Here is a 14,702-nt window from a genome sequence, read left to right as displayed (position 1 = left end):
ACCTCTTTTTTTTTTTTTAAATACACCGGCGACCCCCGAGATCTCCACGGGCGAAGCCCCTCTTCCCCTCCACGCCGCTCTTCCGTTCGGGGGGAGCGGGCGGTCAGCCGGGGGTCGGGGGGGCGTTCTTGTAGCCCACCCGCCGTACGGTCTGGATCGTCCGGCGGTGCTCGGCGCCGAGCTTGCGGCGCAGCCGGGCGATGTGGACGTCCACGGTGCGGCCGTCGCCGACATGGCCGTAGCCCCACACCGTGGTGACCAGCTGGTCGCGGGTGTGCACCCGGTGCGGGTGCGCGACCAGATGCGCCAGCAGCTCGAACTCCAGGTAGGTCAGGTCGAGTTGACGGCCGTCCACCTCGGCCGTCCGGCGCGCCGGGTCGATGCGCACGAGCGGGTCGCCGGTCCCGGCGGCGGCCGTCGGCACGGCCTCGGGGCGCTGCTGGTCCGGCCGGTCCGGCACCGCGACCGGCGGCAGGTGCGGCTGCTGGTCGGCCGGGACGAGCACCAGGTAGCCGATCATCGGCGGCCGGCCGGGCAGGACCGGCAGGGTGTGCTGGGGGGCGGGCAGCCAGGTGGCGCCCGGGGGCAGGAAGTCCGCCACGTCCACGACCTCGTCCCGGTCCACGGCTCGCAGCCGGTGCCGCGGTGCGGCGGCCGGGGCGGCGGTCGAGGGAGCGGGGGCGGGGAGGCTGGCGGTGGTCAGGGAACGGGTGGTCGCCATGAGAGGTCAGCTCTTTCGCGCGAGGAGTTCGTCGGAAGGAGCGACGGCCGCGATTCGTGGTCGGGCGCGCCGCGGGACGTACGTCGTTTCGCGCTGGCCGAAGGCCGGGGTGTACGGCTTTAGAGGGCCCGCGCGTTCATCGCGCGGCAACACACCCGGTCGAAGTCGTGGTGCTGACGGGACGGCCAGAACGGCTCGAGGTCGTGGCGACCTGTCGCGTGCTGCTTCTGGAAACCGGCCATGCCCCCATTGAAGCAGAGACCCGGCCCGGCGAGGACCCTCCTCTCACTGCTTGGACGTTTCCTTGGCGTGAAGTTGACGCAGCATGCCTCGTTCGACCAGGCATCCGCGCGGGTCAGCGCCTCGGCGCGGTGGGCACGGGCCGGAGCGTCGTCCCACAGTGTGGACGGCGGGCCGCGGGCGAGGGCATGCGGAAGGGGCGCCCACCGTGCGGTGGACGCCCCTCGCGAAGCCTGCGCCGAAGCCCCCGCCGGGGCCTCGCGGCGGCGGCGGATCAGACCTGGCCGGCCTTCTCCAGCGCGGTGCAGCAGGTGTCGACCAGCAGCCGCGTCACCACGTACGGGTCCACGTTGGCGTTCGGGCGGCGGTCCTCGATGTAGCCCTTGCCGTCCTTCTCGACCTGCCACGGGATGCGCACCGAGGCGCCGCGGTCGGAGACGCCGTAGGAGTACTCGTTCCACGGGGCGGTCTCGTGCAGGCCGGTGAGGCGGTCGTCGATGCCGGCGCCGTAGTTCTTGACGTGGTCCATCGGCTTGGAGCCCTCGCCGAGCGCCTCGCACGCGGTGATGATCGCGTCGTAGCCCTCGCGCATCGCCCGGGTGGAGAAGTTGGTGTGCGCGCCGGCGCCGTTCCAGTCGCCCTTGACCGGCTTGGGGTCGAGGGTGGCGGAGACGCCGAAGTCCTCGGCGGTGCGGTACAGCAGCCAGCGGGCCACCCACAGCTGGTCGGCGACCTCCAGCGGCGCGAGCGGGCCGACCTGGAACTCCCACTGGCCCGGCATGACCTCGGCGTTGATGCCGGAGATGCCGAGACCCGCCTTGAGGCAGTTGTCCAGGTGCGCCTCGACCACGTCGCGGCCGAAGATCTCGTCCGAGCCGACGCCGCAGTAGTAGCCGCCCTGCGCGGCCGGGAAGCCGCCCTCGGGGAAGCCGAGCGGGCGCGAGCCCTTGAAGAAGGTGTACTCCTGCTCGATGCCGAAGATCGGGTCCTGGCCGGCGAACCGCCCGGCGGTCTCGGCGAGCGCGGCGCGGGTGTTGGACTCGTGCGGCGTCATGTCGATGTTCAGGACCTCGCACAGGACGAGGATGTCGTCGCCGCCGCGGATCGGGTCGGGGCAGGTGAAGACCGGCTTGAGCACGCGGTCCGAGGCGTGGCCCTCGGCCTGGTTGGTGGAGGACCCGTCGAAGCCCCAGATCGGCAGCTCGGCGCCCTTGGCGTCGTCGGCGAGGATCTTCGTCTTGGAACGGAGCTTGGCCGTCGGCTCGGTGCCGTCGATCCAGATGTACTCAGCCTTGAAGCTCACGGGCCACGTCCTTCGGGTCTCGCTGGGCGCACTTGCGGGTGCTGCGGCGCTGCGGCACTGGGGCGCCGCCGTTGATGCGGGCAGCATGTCAACGGCCGATTTCCCGTCCGTTGCCCGAGTGTGAACCCCGTGTTACCTGGGTGGGTGTGTCCCGGTTCACGCGGTGTGAGGGCGTGGTGCGGCGCGGTTCCGCGGGCGAGGGGCCCGCCGCCCCCGGGCGGAGACGGCGGGCCCCCGCGCTCACTTGCCGTGCGCCGGGCCGGGCCTCACCCCACCTTCTCGATCCGCGCGTGCCGGATCAGGAACTTGCCCGGCTCCCGGACCTGTTCGAAGGCGGCGTCGTTCAGCAGGACGCAACTGCCGGACACCGAGGTGACCTTCACCGTCGTGGACTTGTCGTTGTCCAGGTTGGTGACCTTCAGCGTCGTACCGGCCGGGAACTGGTTGCTGGAGGCGGCCGGGGCGCCGCCCTCGCCGGACAGGGTGACGGTGGAGCCGGTGCAGACCTGCTGCCCGGCGGCGACGCCTCCGGCGTTCCCGGCGTTCCCCGTGTCCCCGGCGTTCCCGGTGTCTCCGGCGCCGGTCCCGCCCTGCGCGGGCGGTGTGCTCTGCTGCCCGGCGGCCTGGTCACCGCCGCCCGCCGCCTGGTCGTTGCCGCCCTGCTCGCCGCTCTGCGCCTGCCGGCCCGCTTGGGAGTCCTGAGCCGACTCCCCGACCGGGCAGCCCGACGCCGCCTGCTTGCGCTTGATCTCCTCGATGACCGCCTCGCGGTTGGCGATCCGGGCCGCCGACTGCGCGTCCGGGTTCGCCCGCTGGCCGTCGATGAACTTCTGGTTGTTGCCGAGTGCGGTGGCAAGCCCCTGGCAGACCGTCGAGTCCCCGGCGGACAGGGTGCGCGGGGCCGGTGGCGGTGCGGCGTCGGACGTGGCCGCCAGGGCGAAGGCCCCGGCGCCCGCCACCGCCGCCGCGCCGGCCAGCAGGGCGATCTTCTTCTTGGTGCCGAGAGTTCTCCTGCGCGACATGCGCGCCTCCTGAAGGGCTGGGGGAGCGTACGCCGCTATGTACGGGATGCCGCACGAGGTTGCTCAGCGGCCCCGGCGGACGATCGAAGTAACTTGAGTCACAAGGGAGTTGGCGGTACGGGCGGACATCCGGGCGGTGGTCCGGTCAGCCGCGGCCGAGCGCGTCCCGTACCGCGTCCTCCGTGCGCGCCACCACCGCCGAGCCGTCGTCGGCCGTGATGATCGGGCGCTGGATCAGCTTCGGGTGCGCGGCCAGCGCCGCCACCCAGCGGTCGCGGGCGCCGGCGTCGCGGGGCCACTCCTTCAGGCCCAGCTCCTTCGCCTCGGCCTCCTGGGTGCGGGTGACGTCCCACGGCTCAAGGCCGAGCCGGTCGAGCACCGCCCGGATCTCGTCCTCGGTCGGCACGTCCTCCAGATAGCGGCGGACGGTGTAGTCGGCGCCCTCGGCGTCGAGCAGGCTGATGGCGCTGCGGCACTTGGAACAGGCCGGGTTGATCCAGATCTCCATACCGCCCACGGTAGCCGCCCGACGCCTGTCCGAGCCGGACGCGCACCGTCCCCCCGCGACCAGGATCAGCACGGCAGGCTCGGAGGACGCTGTTCGATTTTCCGGCGCCTCAGGAGCACCACCCGGACCGTGCGTGACGGTACGCCAATTCCCAGCCCCACCAGGCTTTTTGCGGGCCTTCTGAACCCCCCGGATGTCAGTGCCCGGCAGTACACTGGAAGCAGTGTTCGAAGGTGTCGCCGGGGGGTCCGCGCGGCGCCCGCACGCGACAGGAGGATGCCTGTGCCCGCTGCCGCACTGAAGCCGAAGCCGTTGCCGACCCAGTCCACCGCGAGGCGTTCCGTCCCGCTCGACTCGCCCTACCAGCCCCTGGCCAAGCGGCCGTTGCCGGCCGGGCGGCCGCGCGACTGGTACGTCACGCACAACCGCCGTCTGAAGGCGATGCGGCTCGCCATCGCCCTGCTCGACTCCGGCGTCCAACCGGGCCAGGCCCGCAACGAGACGATCCGCGGCACCGCCGAACTCATCGGCGTGCACCCGCCGTCGGACACCACCTGCCACATGGTGCGGGCGCTGATGCGCTACTCGCGCTGACCCGCCGCCGGGTGCCCCGGCCCTGCCGGCCCGGAGCACCCGGCACGGCGCCCCGCGTGACGGCGCGGCGCCCCGCGTCACGGCACGGCGCCCCGCGTCACGGCACGGCGACACGGGGCACCCGGCACGGCAGCCCGCGTGACGGCCCGGTCCACCGGGCCTCCGCCGTTCTGGCCCGCCCTGGGGGCGCGGCCCGCTGGGCATCTGGCGCTACGGTCCGTGTGGCGGCGTGGCTCATCGGGCCTCTGTCGTCCCGGCCCGTCTGGCGGCGTGGCCCGTCGGGCATCTGCCGCCACAGCCCGCGTGGCGGCCCGGCTTCACCGGGCATCTGCCCGTCCCGGTCCGTCTGGCGGTGCGGCCCGCCGGGCATCTGGCGCTATGGTCCGCGTGGCGGCGTGGCCCATCCGGCCTCTGCCGTCCCGGCCCGTCCCGGCCCGTCTGGCGGCGTCGCCTCACCGGGCCGCCGCTGTCCCGGCCCGTCTGGCGGCGTGGCGGCGTGGCCCATCGGGCATCTGCCGCCACGGCCCGCCTGGCGGCGCGCCCCCGCCGGCCATCTGACGCCACAGCCCGCCTGGCCGGGCGGGTGCCTCACGCCGTCAGCTCCTTCTCCAGGGGGGTGCGGAAACGCGGCGTGACCCGGGTCGCGCCCAGCAACTCCGTGAGCCGCTCGGCCCGTTCGGCGACGGCGGTCTGCGTCTCCCGGCCGGTCCCCTCCGGGTCCAGCAGCCGCCAGACGATCTCGCCGTCCGGCCGCTGCGCCCACCCGCCGACCACCCGGCCGTTCCACCACACCGTCGGGCCGACGTTGCCGCTGCGGTCGAACAGCGCCGGCCGCAGCTCGGGCGCGAGATACCAGTCGCGCTCCTGCCAGCCCATCGCCGTCGGGTCGAGGGCGGGCAGCAGCGCCGCCCACGGCTCCCGGGGTGCGGCCACCGGCTCGGCGTCGTCCGCGACCACGTACCCCGTGCCCTCGTCCAGCGACACCCGCCGCGCGCCCATCGCGGTGAGCGCCCGCCGCACCTCCGTGGCCCGCCAGCCCGTCCACCACTTCAGGTCCGCCTCGGTCGCCGGTCCGCAGACCGCCAGCCAGCGCTCCAGCAGCTCCCGCTGCGCGTCGGCGACGTCCAGCTCGGGATGCTCGGGCGCGAGGGCCCAGCGGAACTGCGTGGACGTCCAGGAGCCGAGCGGCCGGCCCCGCACCACCCTGCCCTCCACCCCCAGCAGCCGCAGCAGCCGGGAGGAGACGGTGTGCACGCCCTCGTAGCTCTTCCCCGGCGCGTACGCGAACCGCTCGCGCAACCGCGGTTCGTCCTCGGCGAGTTCGGCCGCCGTGGCCTGGCCGCGCCGGGCCAGCGCCGCAAGCGTCGACTCCTCGACCTCCGTCAGCCAGGCCGCGTCCGGCGCGCCCGCCGCCGCCATGTCCTTGAGCAGCTGGGTCCGGGCGCGGGCGGCGACGGCGATGCCCGTGGAGGCGTGCACCACGGCCGTCAGCGCGGCCGGGAAGACGAACACGGTGTTCCGCATGCCGTGCATCCGCACCAGCGTGCGGTCCTCGTACAGCGCCCGCTCGGTCGCGGCCACCGTGCCCGCCGGGTCCGCCAGCCGGGCGCCCACCCCCAGGTACACCGTCGCCGGGTCCGTGCCGTGCAGGGCCACCAGGCACTCGGCGACCTCCTCCGGGCCGGCCGCACCCGTCCCGGCGGCCAGCCGGTGCCGCAGGGCGAGGCGGGCCCGCCGTTCCGCCACGCCGATGCGCCGCTCTCCCATGGATGGCCCCCTCGGTTCCGTGCAGTCATCGTCTCTGCGCAGTCGTCGTGTCTGCGCAGTCGTCGTCCCTACGGCATCCTCGCCCACACCACTGACATCCGGGCCGCGTCCGCTCCGGTCGCCGCGCTCAGTCGTCGTAGCGCTCCAGCAGTCCGGTGACGTACGCCTCCAGCCGGTCGGCCAGCACCTGCGGGGTGAGGTCGGTGCGGCCCAGCTCACGCCACGGCCCGGCGAGCTTGGCCGCGTCGGGGCAGTAGTGCAGGGCGCCCAGCAGCCGCCAGTACAAATGGTCGTAACCGTCGGCGAGCGGGCGCCCGCCCAGCGCCTCGTAACGCGCCCGGAACCCGAGTCCGTGCTCGGGGCCGTGCAGCAGCGCCAGCGCGGTCGAGCAGTGCGCCACGTCGAGGTCGGCGGGGCCCCAGGAGGTCTCCACCCAGTCCACGACCCCGCCGATCCGCGGCTCCGCGCCGTCCCCGGTGAACAGCACGTTCCCCGGGTGGTAGTCCCGGTGCAGGAAACACCCCTCGTACGCCGGCGGCTCCCGGCGCAGCACCGCCACCGCCCGCTCCCACACCGCCCCCGGCGGCGCCTGCACCCGCTCGGGCGACGTCCACGCCTCGTAGGGGCGCGGCCGTACGTCCGGTACGACCGCGTGGACGCGCCCGAGCTGCGCCGCGAGCAGGTCGAGGCGCCGGTCCAGGTCCGGCCCGTCGTCCACCCGTACGCGCCCCGGCAGCCGGGTCATCAGCAGGCTGGGATGGTCGCAGTGCTCGCCGGTCGCGTCGACGGCGACGGGCGCGGGGGCCGGTACGCCGTCGTGGTCGGCCAGCAGGGCGAGCACGGCGGCCTCCCGGGCCAGCAGGGCGGGAGCGTGGCGGCGGAAGAACGGCTTCACGAACGTCCGCAGCACCAGCGCGGTCCCGTCGTCCAGCGTGAGCGCCCGCATCTGCGAACTCCAGCCGCCGCTGAGCGGGCGGGCGGCGGCGACCGTGCGGCCCGGCGGCACCTGCTTGGCCACCCACGCCCTGGTCGCCGTCCAGCCGCCGTCGCCGAGCCCGGTGAGGAGGGCGGTCGCCAGCTCCCGCCGCGCCTCCGGGTGGTCGCGCAGCCACAGGCCCAGACCGTGGTCGGCGTCGGGCAGATCGAGGCGGGTGAACTGCGCGCGGGCGGCGAGGGCGTCCTGCACGGCCTCGGTGACGGCGGGCGGGATGACGGCGTCCGTGCCGGGCACGACGAGCACCGCCCGGCCCTCGTACGCGCGCAGGGCGTCCAGGGCGGGGGAGGCGCGCCAACTGCCCGGCCGCCGGATGAGCGCGCTGAACGGCCCGGTCCCGTCGCCGAACGGCACGTCCCAGGCGGCGCCCGCGTACACCGCCGGCGCGGCGAGGCCGAGCGCGGCCACCCGCCGGCCGTAGTGCCGGGCCAGATCGGCCACGGTCTGGCCGCTCATGCTGAACCCGATCAGGACCAGCGGCCCGTCCGGCGGCGTCCGCGCGTCGATCACCGACACCGCCTGCTCGAACCGGCGGCGCAGGCTCAGCTCGCCGAGCGCGCCGCTGCTCTCGCCGTGCCCGGAGAAGTCGAAGGCGAGGCCCTGGCAGCCGCGGGCGGCGAACTCGGCGAGCAGGGGGAGCAGCCGCTCCTTGCTGCCGTTGCCGGCGCCGTGCAGCAGGACGACGGTGGGCCGCCGCCCGGCCGCCGCACCGCCGTCGCCCTCGGAGGGACCGCCGGGCGCGGCGTCGGCGGGGTCACTGTCGCTGGGGTCACTGTTGCTGGGGTCGCTGTCGGCGGGGGCGTGGACACCGCTGAGGCGTTCGCCGTCGTACGTGTGCGTGAAGGGGACGAGGGGTGAGGACGTCGCGCTCATGATCCCCATTCACGCACGCGGCGGGGCGGGGGAGGGGCGGCTTCGGCAGATCCGCGGAGGACGCCCGCGCGCCGAAGACGCCGCCCGCGTGCCGAAGGCCCCCGTGCCCACCGAGGACGCCCGCGCCACCGACGAGGCCCGCGCAGACGACCGCAGACCCCCGCACCCTCACAGCCCCGGAGCGCCCCACACCGGGAACCAGCGGCTCAGGTCCTCCTCCATGCGCAGATCGTCGGCCAGCATGGCCTTCACCTGGATCTCCAGGGCGTTGTCGCGCCGCTGCGCCTGGCCGGGCAGCGGCGCGAACGGATAGAAGGACCCCCGCTTGTACAGGTACACCAGCGCCAGCCGGCGGCCGGCGTCGTCGTGGAAGCCGGCCAGGGAGCACAGCAGCTGTGGGCCAAAGCCGTTCGCCTCCAGGGCGCTGTTCACGGCGTGCAGGTCGTTGACCAGCTCGGGCAGCTGGTCGGGGGCGCGGCGGGAGACCAGCCAGGAGTAGCCGTAGGCGTCCTGGACGCGCTCGACGGGCGGCCCGGTGCGGCCGGTGTCGGCGTCCAGGAGCGCCTGGACCTCGCGGTGGGCCTGCTCGAAGGCGGCGCCCTCGACCGTGGCGAAGCAGACCGCGCCCTGCCCGGTCGAGGTGAAACCGGCCGCCGCCTCCAGCGTCACCGCCGCCGACGGCAGCCCGAACAGCTGGTCGAGATCGGGCGGGGCGGGTCTGGTACGGCCGAGCAGGATGTCCAGCAGTCCCATCCTCAGCCCGCCTTCCCCGGCGTCGCGGCCTCGCCCAGCTCGGCGGAGATCCGGCCGAGCTGCGCGAGCCGCTGCTCCAGGCTCGGGTGGGTGGAGAAGAGCCGGGCGATACCGGGGTCGGAGCCCAGGGCCGGGGTGAAGTAGAAGGCGTTGAAGGCCTGTGCGGTGCGCAGGTCCTCGGAGGGGATGCGGGCGATGTCGCCGGTGACCTTGGTGAGCGCGGAGGCCAGCGCCGAGGGGCGGCCGGTCAGCAGGGCGGCGGCCCGGTCGGCGGCCAGCTCCCGGTACCGGGACAGCGCCCGGATCAGCAGGAAGCTGATGGCGTAGACGGCCGCCGAGACGCCCATGACCATGGCGAACACGGCCATCGTGTTCTGGTCCTTGCGGCCCCGGCCGCCGAACAGCTCCGAGTAGAACGCGAACCGCACCACCAGCCCCGCGATCACGCCGAGGAAGGACGCGACCGTGATCACGGCGACGTCCTTGTGCGCGACGTGCGACAGCTCGTGCGCGAGCACGCCCTCCAGCTCCGCCGGTTCCAGCCGGCGCAGCAGCCCCGTGGTCACGCACACCACGGCGTTGTCGGGGTTGCGCCCGGTGGCGAACGCGTTGGGCATGTCCACGTTGGACACGGCGACCACCGGTCTGGGCATGTCGGCCATCGCGCACAGCCGGTCGATCACCGCGTGCAGCTCGGGATACTCCTCCCGCTCGACCACCCGCCCGTGCATGGCGAACAGGGCGATCCGGTCGGAGAACCAGTACTGGGCGATCAGCGCGGCGGCGGCGACCACCACGACCAGTACCCAGGACTTCAGCAGCACGATCAACGCGGCCACGAACGCCACGTACAGCAACCCGAGCAGGAAAAGCGTGACCCCCATGCGCACGGTCAGCCGCCTGTCGCTCCGGAAGCGGCTCTGCATCTTCCATCACCCCGCAGTCAGGCACTCGTCCCGACTCCAGTGTGCACCTGCCGCCCCCGCCGCGAACGGGCCGGACGGCCCTCATACGCCCTTCATACCGAAACCTTCCGCAGCCCTCCGTACGGGGGTGCATCCGGGTGTACGCGGTAGCTCGTTCGGCTCAAGATGCCGCGCGGACGGGGGACGGCTAGCCTCGATGAGGAGTGATCGCGCCGCGGCCGCGGCCTTCTCCGTCACGTTCCCCGAGAAGTGGCACGAGTGGGTGGAAGGAAGGAATTCCATGAAAGCACCACGCGTGAGGCGTCTCTTCGCGGCAACCGTCGCCGGCGTACTGCTGGCGGGCGGCGCGGCGGCCGGCACGGCCTCCGCCGCCACCCCGGACAAGGCCCCGACCACCACGAACAACCGCTGCGGCGGCTGGTGGAACAACTGCGGCGGCTGGGGCGGCCGAGGCGGTTCCTACTACGGCCCGGGCTTCGGCTACGGCTATGGCTACGGCGGTGGCAGCACCGTCGTGATCATCGTCTGACCCCGCCCACGACGAACGAGGGCCGCCGTCCCCACCGGGGCGGCGGCCCTTGGCCGTGCCGGATGCTCATGGGGTGGCCTCGGAGGTGTAGCCGAGTATGGCTTGCGTCATGGCGAGCTTCGACCACACCACCAGGAGGCACCAGTGTCACACCCGCAGTTGTTCACCCCCGAGGAGAAGCTCGCCGACGCGAAGAAGCTGTCGAACCTCCCGCGTATCATCGCGATCTGCGGCTCCACCCGCTTCATGACCGAGATGAACGAGGCCGATCTGCGGGAGACCGAAGCCGGAAGGATCGTCGTCAAACCGGGCTGCGACCTGAAGTCGCCGCACGAACTCTGGGCCGATCCCGTCGAGGCCGAGGCGCTGAAGGCGCGACTCGACGATCTGCACCGGGCGAAGATCCGGCTCGCTGACGAGGTGCTCGTGGTCGGCGACTACATCGGAGACAGCACCCGAGCCGAGATCGCCTACGCCCGGTCGCTGGGCAAGCCCGTACGATTCACGTACCCCGAAGTCGACCCTGACGCCCCAGATCAGTGAGCGCACTTGGTGGCCCTGGGCGACACCGACCGCGCCTGGAGGTCCCCGCGTGAGCGAGTCGACAGCCGTGGGCGGGAAGCCCTTCCTCTACGTCGTCGTCTGCGCGTGCGGTGTCGCCGCCGATGTCGGCAGGCTGATCGCGGCCGCGCAGGGGCGGAACTGGGACGTCGGGGTCATCGCCACTCCGCAAGGGCTGACCTTTCTCGACGTCCAGGCCGTCCAGGCGCAGACCGGTCACCCGATCCGCTCCGCCTGGCGCGCACCCGGTGAAGCGCGTCCCCTGCCCCCTGCCGACGCCATCGCCGTCGCCCCGGCGACCTTCAACACGATCAACAAATGGGCGGCGGGCCTGTCCGACACCCTCGCGCTCGGCATCCTGTGCGAGGCGTACGGCATGGGCGTCCCCGTCGCCGTCCTCCCCTATCTGAACGCCGCCCAGGCGGCCCACCCCGCCTACCGGCGGAGCCTGGCGGCGCTGCGGGAGATGGATGTCCTGATCGGCGCCTACGAACCCCACCGGCCCAAGGCGGGCGGTGGCGCGGACCGCTTCCGGTGGGAGGAGGCTCTGGACCTTCTGGAGCCGCGGCTCGGCCCGAGGCCCTGACGAGCCGCCCGCCGGGCAGAGCCGGGCGCATCCGTCGTGCTTCCGGTGCGCTTACGTGCGCTTCCGACGCGTGTCCGACGCGTGTCCGTCGTGCTTCCGACGCGCCTCCGGCGCGCTCCCGGCGGCCAGCCGATCCGTCCGCGGTGCCGGGCGCGGAAAAGGCCGTCGGCCGTGTCCCTCCGCGGAGGAAGGACACGGCCGACGGCCCACAGACGGCCCGGGCCGGAGCGGCGGACACCCGCTCCGGCCCCGAGGCGACATCACACGTCGAAGTACAGCTCGAACTCGTGCGGGTGCGGGCGCAGCTGCAGCGGGGCGATCTCGTTCGTGCGCTTGTAGTCGATCCACGTCTCGATCAGGTCCGGCGTGAACACGTCGCCCTGGAGGAGGAACTCGTGGTCGGCCTCCAGGCGGTCGAGGACCGCGCCGAGGGAGGTCGGGACCTGGGCCACGTTGGCGTGCTCCTCGGGAGCCAGCTCGTAGAGGTCCTTGTCGATCGGCTCGGCCGGCTCGATCTTGTTCTTGATGCCGTCCAGGCCCGCGAGGAGCAGCGCCGAGAAGGCGAGGTACGGGTTGCCGGAGGAGTCGGGCGCGCGGAACTCGACGCGCTTGGCCTTCGGGTTCGAACCCGTGATCGGGATACGCATGGCCGCGGAGCGGTTGCGCTGCGAGTACACCAGGTTGATCGGCGCCTCGAAGCCCGGCACCAGGCGGTGGTAGGAGTTCACCGTCGGGTTGGTGAAGGCCAGCAGCGACGGGGCGTGCTTGAGGATGCCGCCGATGTAGTAGCGGGCGGTGTCCGACAGGCCCGCGTAACCGGCCTCGTCGTAGAACAGCGGGTCGCCGTTGCTCCACAGCGACTGGTGCACGTGCATGCCCGAGCCGTTGTCGCCGAAGATCGGCTTCGGCATGAAGGTCGCCGTCTTGCCGTTGCGCCAGGCGACGTTCTTCACGATGTACTTGAACAGCTGGAGGTCGTCCGCGGCGGCCAGCAGCGTGTTGAACTTGTAGTTGATCTCGGCCTGGCCGGCGGTGCCCACCTCGTGGTGCTGGCGCTCCACCTTCAGACCGGCCTTGGCCAGCTCCAGGGAGATCTCGGCGCGCAGGTCGGCGAAGTGGTCGACCGGCGGGACCGGGAAGTAGCCGCCCTTGTAGCGGACCTTGTAGCCGCGGTTGTCCTCCAGCGCACCCGTGTTCCAGGCGCCGGCCTCGGAGTCGATGTGGTAGAACGACTCGTTCTCCGCGGTGCGGAACCGGACGTTGTCGAAGACGTAGAACTCGGCCTCGGGACCGAAGTACGCGGTGTCGGCGATACCCGTGGACGCCAGGTACGCCTCGGCCTTCTTCGCCACGTTGCGCGGGTCACGGGAGTACTGCTCGCCCGTGATCGGGTCGTGGATGAAGAAGTTGATGTTGAGCGTCTTGTCCCGGCGGAACGGGTCCACGCGCGCGGTGGACAGGTCGGCGCGCAGGGACATGTCGGACTCGTGAATGGCCTGGAAGCCGCGGATCGAGGACCCGTCGAACGCCTGCTCCTCGTCGGGGTCGAACGCCTCGGCGGGCAACGTGAAGTGCTGCATGACGCCCGGCAGGTCGCAGAAGCGGACGTCGATGAACTTGACGTCCTCGTCCGCGATGTACTTCTTGGCCTCGTCGGCGTTCTGGAACATCCAGCTCCTCCTACTCCCGACCGTCCCGCCGGGGTGGTAGATCGTTCGTGCGGCCAGTGCGGTGGCACACGCTGCCTCGACCCTAGGGACGGGTGATTTCTCGGGCGTGACCCATTTGTTTCGCAGAAGTTAACCGGCCGGGGTCGCGTCACGTCGGCGGACACCCCGGCGGCCCGTCTGCGTCCAGCCTCGCAGTACCGTGGTCGGGTGGACAACAGGCAAGCAGTGGGATCGTGGCTGTCCGGGCCGCGCGCCGCCATGGAGGACGCCGGAGCCGACCTCGGTTACCGGGGTGAACAACTGGGACTGCCGGAGCAGGGGCCGGGCTCGATCGCCCGCCCGGGCCGGCGGCTGGGCGCGGTCGCCGTCGACTGGGCCCTGTGCATGCTGATCGCATACGGCCTGATCACCCATGGCTACGACCAGGCCACCGGCAACTGGGCGCTGCTCATCTTCTTCGTGCTCGGCGTCCTGACCGTCGGCACCGTCGGCTGCACGCCCGGCAAGCGGCTGTTCGGCCTGCGCGTGGTCGCGCTGCGCACCGGCGGCGTGCAGCCGCTGCGCGCCCTGCTGCGCACGGTCCTGCTGTGCGTCGCGATCCCGGCGCTGATCTGGGACCGCGACGGCCGCGGCCTGCACGACCGGCTGGCGGGCACGGTCGAGGTCCGGACCTGAGCCGAGGCCCGGATCCGGATCGAGGTCCAGTTCCGGGTCGAGGTCCGGATCCGACCAGTCCGCGCCGGGGGACCTGACGCGCCGGGTCGGAGCCGGGGGGCTGGCGGGACGGTCCGGTCCGCGGGCCGGACTCCGCCGTCCGGGCCCGGAAGGCGGGAAGGCGCGCGCATACGGCGAACGCCCGGACCCGGCAGAGCGTACGTACGGCGAAGGGGCGCCCGGAGTGATCCGGGCGCCCCTTCGGCAGGTGCGGGCAGTCGGCGGGTCAGCGGGTCCTCGGGCCGCCCCGGGGCATCCGCATGCCCTTGGGCATCGGGCCCTTGGGCAGCGGCATGTTGCTCATCAGGTCGCCGAGGGCGCGCAGCCGGTCGTTGGTGGCGGTGACCTGGGGGCCGGTCAGCACGCGCGGGTACTTCAGCATCGTGGTGCGCAGCTTCTTCAGCTCGACCTGGCCCTCGCCGGTGCCGACGATCACGTCGTGCACCGGGACGTCGGCGACGATGCGGTTCATCTTCTTCTTCTCGGCGGCGAGCAGGGACTTCACCCGGTTCGGGTTGCCCTCGGCGACCAGCACGATGCCGGCCTTGCCGACCGCGCGGTGCACCACGTCCTGGTTCCGGTTCATCGCGACCGCCGGAGTGGTCGTCCAGCCGCGGCCGATGTTGTCCAGCACCGCGGCCGCCGCGCCCGGCTGGCCCTCCATCTGCCCGAAGGCGGCCCGCTCGGCCCGGCGCCCGAACACGATCGCCATCGCCAGGACGGCGAGCAGCAGGCCCAGGATGCCGAGGTAGACCGGGTGACCGATCAGGAAGCCGATCCCGAGGAGGACACCGAGAACGACGATGCCGACAGCCGCGAGTACGAGCCCGATCTTCGGATCGGCCTTGCGGGTCATCTTGTACGTCAGGGCGATCTGCTTCAGTCGCCCCGGGTTGGCAGCCTCGGCTGCGGTTTCCTTCCTCGCCATGCCACGAAGTCTA

General features: G+C 72.9%; 16 protein-coding genes. 5 read left to right on the top strand and 11 right to left on the bottom strand.

Annotation, left to right across the window (positions count from 1 at the left end; genetic code table 11):
- Positions 1-103: 103 nt before the first annotated feature.
- The 5 genes from K7787_RS28100 to K7787_RS28085 form a co-directional block, all read right to left on the bottom strand.
- A complete protein-coding gene (locus K7787_RS28100; protein WP_223003370.1) occupies positions 104-721 on the bottom strand; it encodes a winged helix-turn-helix domain-containing protein in 618 nt (205 codons plus the stop codon).
- Positions 722-840: 119 nt separating this feature from the next.
- Positions 841-1,080: a hypothetical protein gene (locus tag K7787_RS32495; RefSeq protein ID WP_009188240.1), complete on the bottom strand. Its 240-nt coding sequence runs from the start codon at positions 1,078-1,080 to the stop codon at positions 841-843.
- A 155-nt stretch (positions 1,081-1,235) separates the two neighbouring features.
- Positions 1,236-2,264, bottom strand: a complete 1,029-nt coding sequence (gene glnII / locus K7787_RS28095; protein WP_009188239.1) for a glutamine synthetase — start codon at positions 2,262-2,264, stop codon at positions 1,236-1,238.
- A gap of 266 nt (positions 2,265-2,530) precedes the next feature.
- The gene (locus tag K7787_RS28090) at positions 2,531-3,286 is read right to left on the bottom strand and encodes an SCO2207 family protein (protein WP_223003369.1); all 756 of its coding nucleotides are present in this window, start codon (positions 3,284-3,286) and stop codon (positions 2,531-2,533) included.
- 145 nt (positions 3,287-3,431) lie between these two features.
- Entirely contained in the window at positions 3,432-3,794 is a 363-nt protein-coding gene (locus K7787_RS28085) for an arsenate reductase family protein (RefSeq protein ID WP_019984596.1), read from the bottom strand.
- Between the two features lie 282 nt (positions 3,795-4,076).
- Between K7787_RS28085 and K7787_RS28080 the strand changes: the two genes are divergently transcribed.
- Positions 4,077-4,388 (top strand): hypothetical protein, encoded by a 312-nt coding sequence (locus tag K7787_RS28080; RefSeq protein ID WP_019984595.1) that lies wholly within the window; start codon positions 4,077-4,079, stop codon positions 4,386-4,388.
- Between the two features lie 588 nt (positions 4,389-4,976).
- Here the strand turns inward: K7787_RS28080 and K7787_RS28075 are convergent.
- The 4 genes from K7787_RS28075 to htpX all read right to left on the bottom strand — a co-directional run bounded on the left by K7787_RS28075 (position 4,977) and on the right by htpX (position 9,701).
- Complete coding sequence (locus tag K7787_RS28075; RefSeq protein WP_223003368.1) at positions 4,977-6,155, bottom strand: winged helix DNA-binding domain-containing protein; 1,179 nt, start codon at positions 6,153-6,155, stop codon at positions 4,977-4,979.
- A 127-nt stretch (positions 6,156-6,282) separates the two neighbouring features.
- Positions 6,283-8,022 (bottom strand): alpha/beta fold hydrolase, encoded by a 1,740-nt coding sequence (locus tag K7787_RS28070; protein ID WP_223003367.1) that lies wholly within the window; start codon positions 8,020-8,022, stop codon positions 6,283-6,285.
- Between the two features lie 168 nt (positions 8,023-8,190).
- Positions 8,191-8,775, bottom strand: a complete 585-nt coding sequence (pspAB, locus tag K7787_RS28065) for a PspA-associated protein PspAB (RefSeq protein WP_223003366.1) — start codon at positions 8,773-8,775, stop codon at positions 8,191-8,193.
- Positions 8,776-8,777: 2 nt separating this feature from the next.
- Complete coding sequence (htpX, locus tag K7787_RS28060) at positions 8,778-9,701, bottom strand: zinc metalloprotease HtpX (RefSeq protein WP_009188232.1); 924 nt, start codon at positions 9,699-9,701, stop codon at positions 8,778-8,780.
- Positions 9,702-9,981: 280 nt separating this feature from the next.
- Between htpX and K7787_RS28055 the strand changes: the two genes are divergently transcribed.
- From K7787_RS28055 to K7787_RS28045, 3 genes are all read left to right on the top strand, one after another.
- Positions 9,982-10,230, top strand: a complete 249-nt coding sequence (locus tag K7787_RS28055) for a hypothetical protein (RefSeq protein ID WP_199292801.1) — start codon at positions 9,982-9,984, stop codon at positions 10,228-10,230.
- A 144-nt stretch (positions 10,231-10,374) separates the two neighbouring features.
- A complete protein-coding gene (locus tag K7787_RS28050; protein ID WP_223003365.1) occupies positions 10,375-10,773 on the top strand; it encodes a hypothetical protein in 399 nt (132 codons plus the stop codon).
- A gap of 49 nt (positions 10,774-10,822) precedes the next feature.
- On the top strand, positions 10,823-11,377 hold the full coding sequence (locus K7787_RS28045) for a flavoprotein (protein WP_223003364.1): 555 nt from the start codon (positions 10,823-10,825) through the stop codon (positions 11,375-11,377).
- A gap of 260 nt (positions 11,378-11,637) precedes the next feature.
- On the opposite strand, the gene glnA is transcribed toward K7787_RS28045, so the two are convergent.
- The gene (gene glnA, locus K7787_RS28040) at positions 11,638-13,047 is read right to left on the bottom strand and encodes a type I glutamate--ammonia ligase (RefSeq protein ID WP_009188226.1); all 1,410 of its coding nucleotides are present in this window, start codon (positions 13,045-13,047) and stop codon (positions 11,638-11,640) included.
- A gap of 207 nt (positions 13,048-13,254) precedes the next feature.
- Here glnA and K7787_RS28035 point away from each other — a divergent pair, with 207 nt between their 5' ends.
- Positions 13,255-13,722, top strand: coding sequence for an RDD family protein (locus K7787_RS28035; RefSeq protein ID WP_009188225.1), 468 nt, complete (start codon positions 13,255-13,257; stop codon positions 13,720-13,722).
- Between the two features lie 265 nt (positions 13,723-13,987).
- Here the strand turns inward: K7787_RS28035 and K7787_RS28030 are convergent, their stop codons facing one another.
- The gene (locus K7787_RS28030; protein ID WP_009188224.1) at positions 13,988-14,689 is read right to left on the bottom strand and encodes a DUF4191 domain-containing protein; all 702 of its coding nucleotides are present in this window, start codon (positions 14,687-14,689) and stop codon (positions 13,988-13,990) included.
- Between the last annotated feature and the right edge of the window lie 13 nt (positions 14,690-14,702).

Origin of the sequence: Streptomyces sennicomposti, assembly GCF_019890635.1 — a bacterium.
GTDB classification, from domain to species: domain Bacteria; phylum Actinomycetota; class Actinomycetes; order Streptomycetales; family Streptomycetaceae; genus Streptomyces; species Streptomyces sennicomposti.
This window is presented reverse-complemented; position numbering and strand designations above follow the sequence as displayed.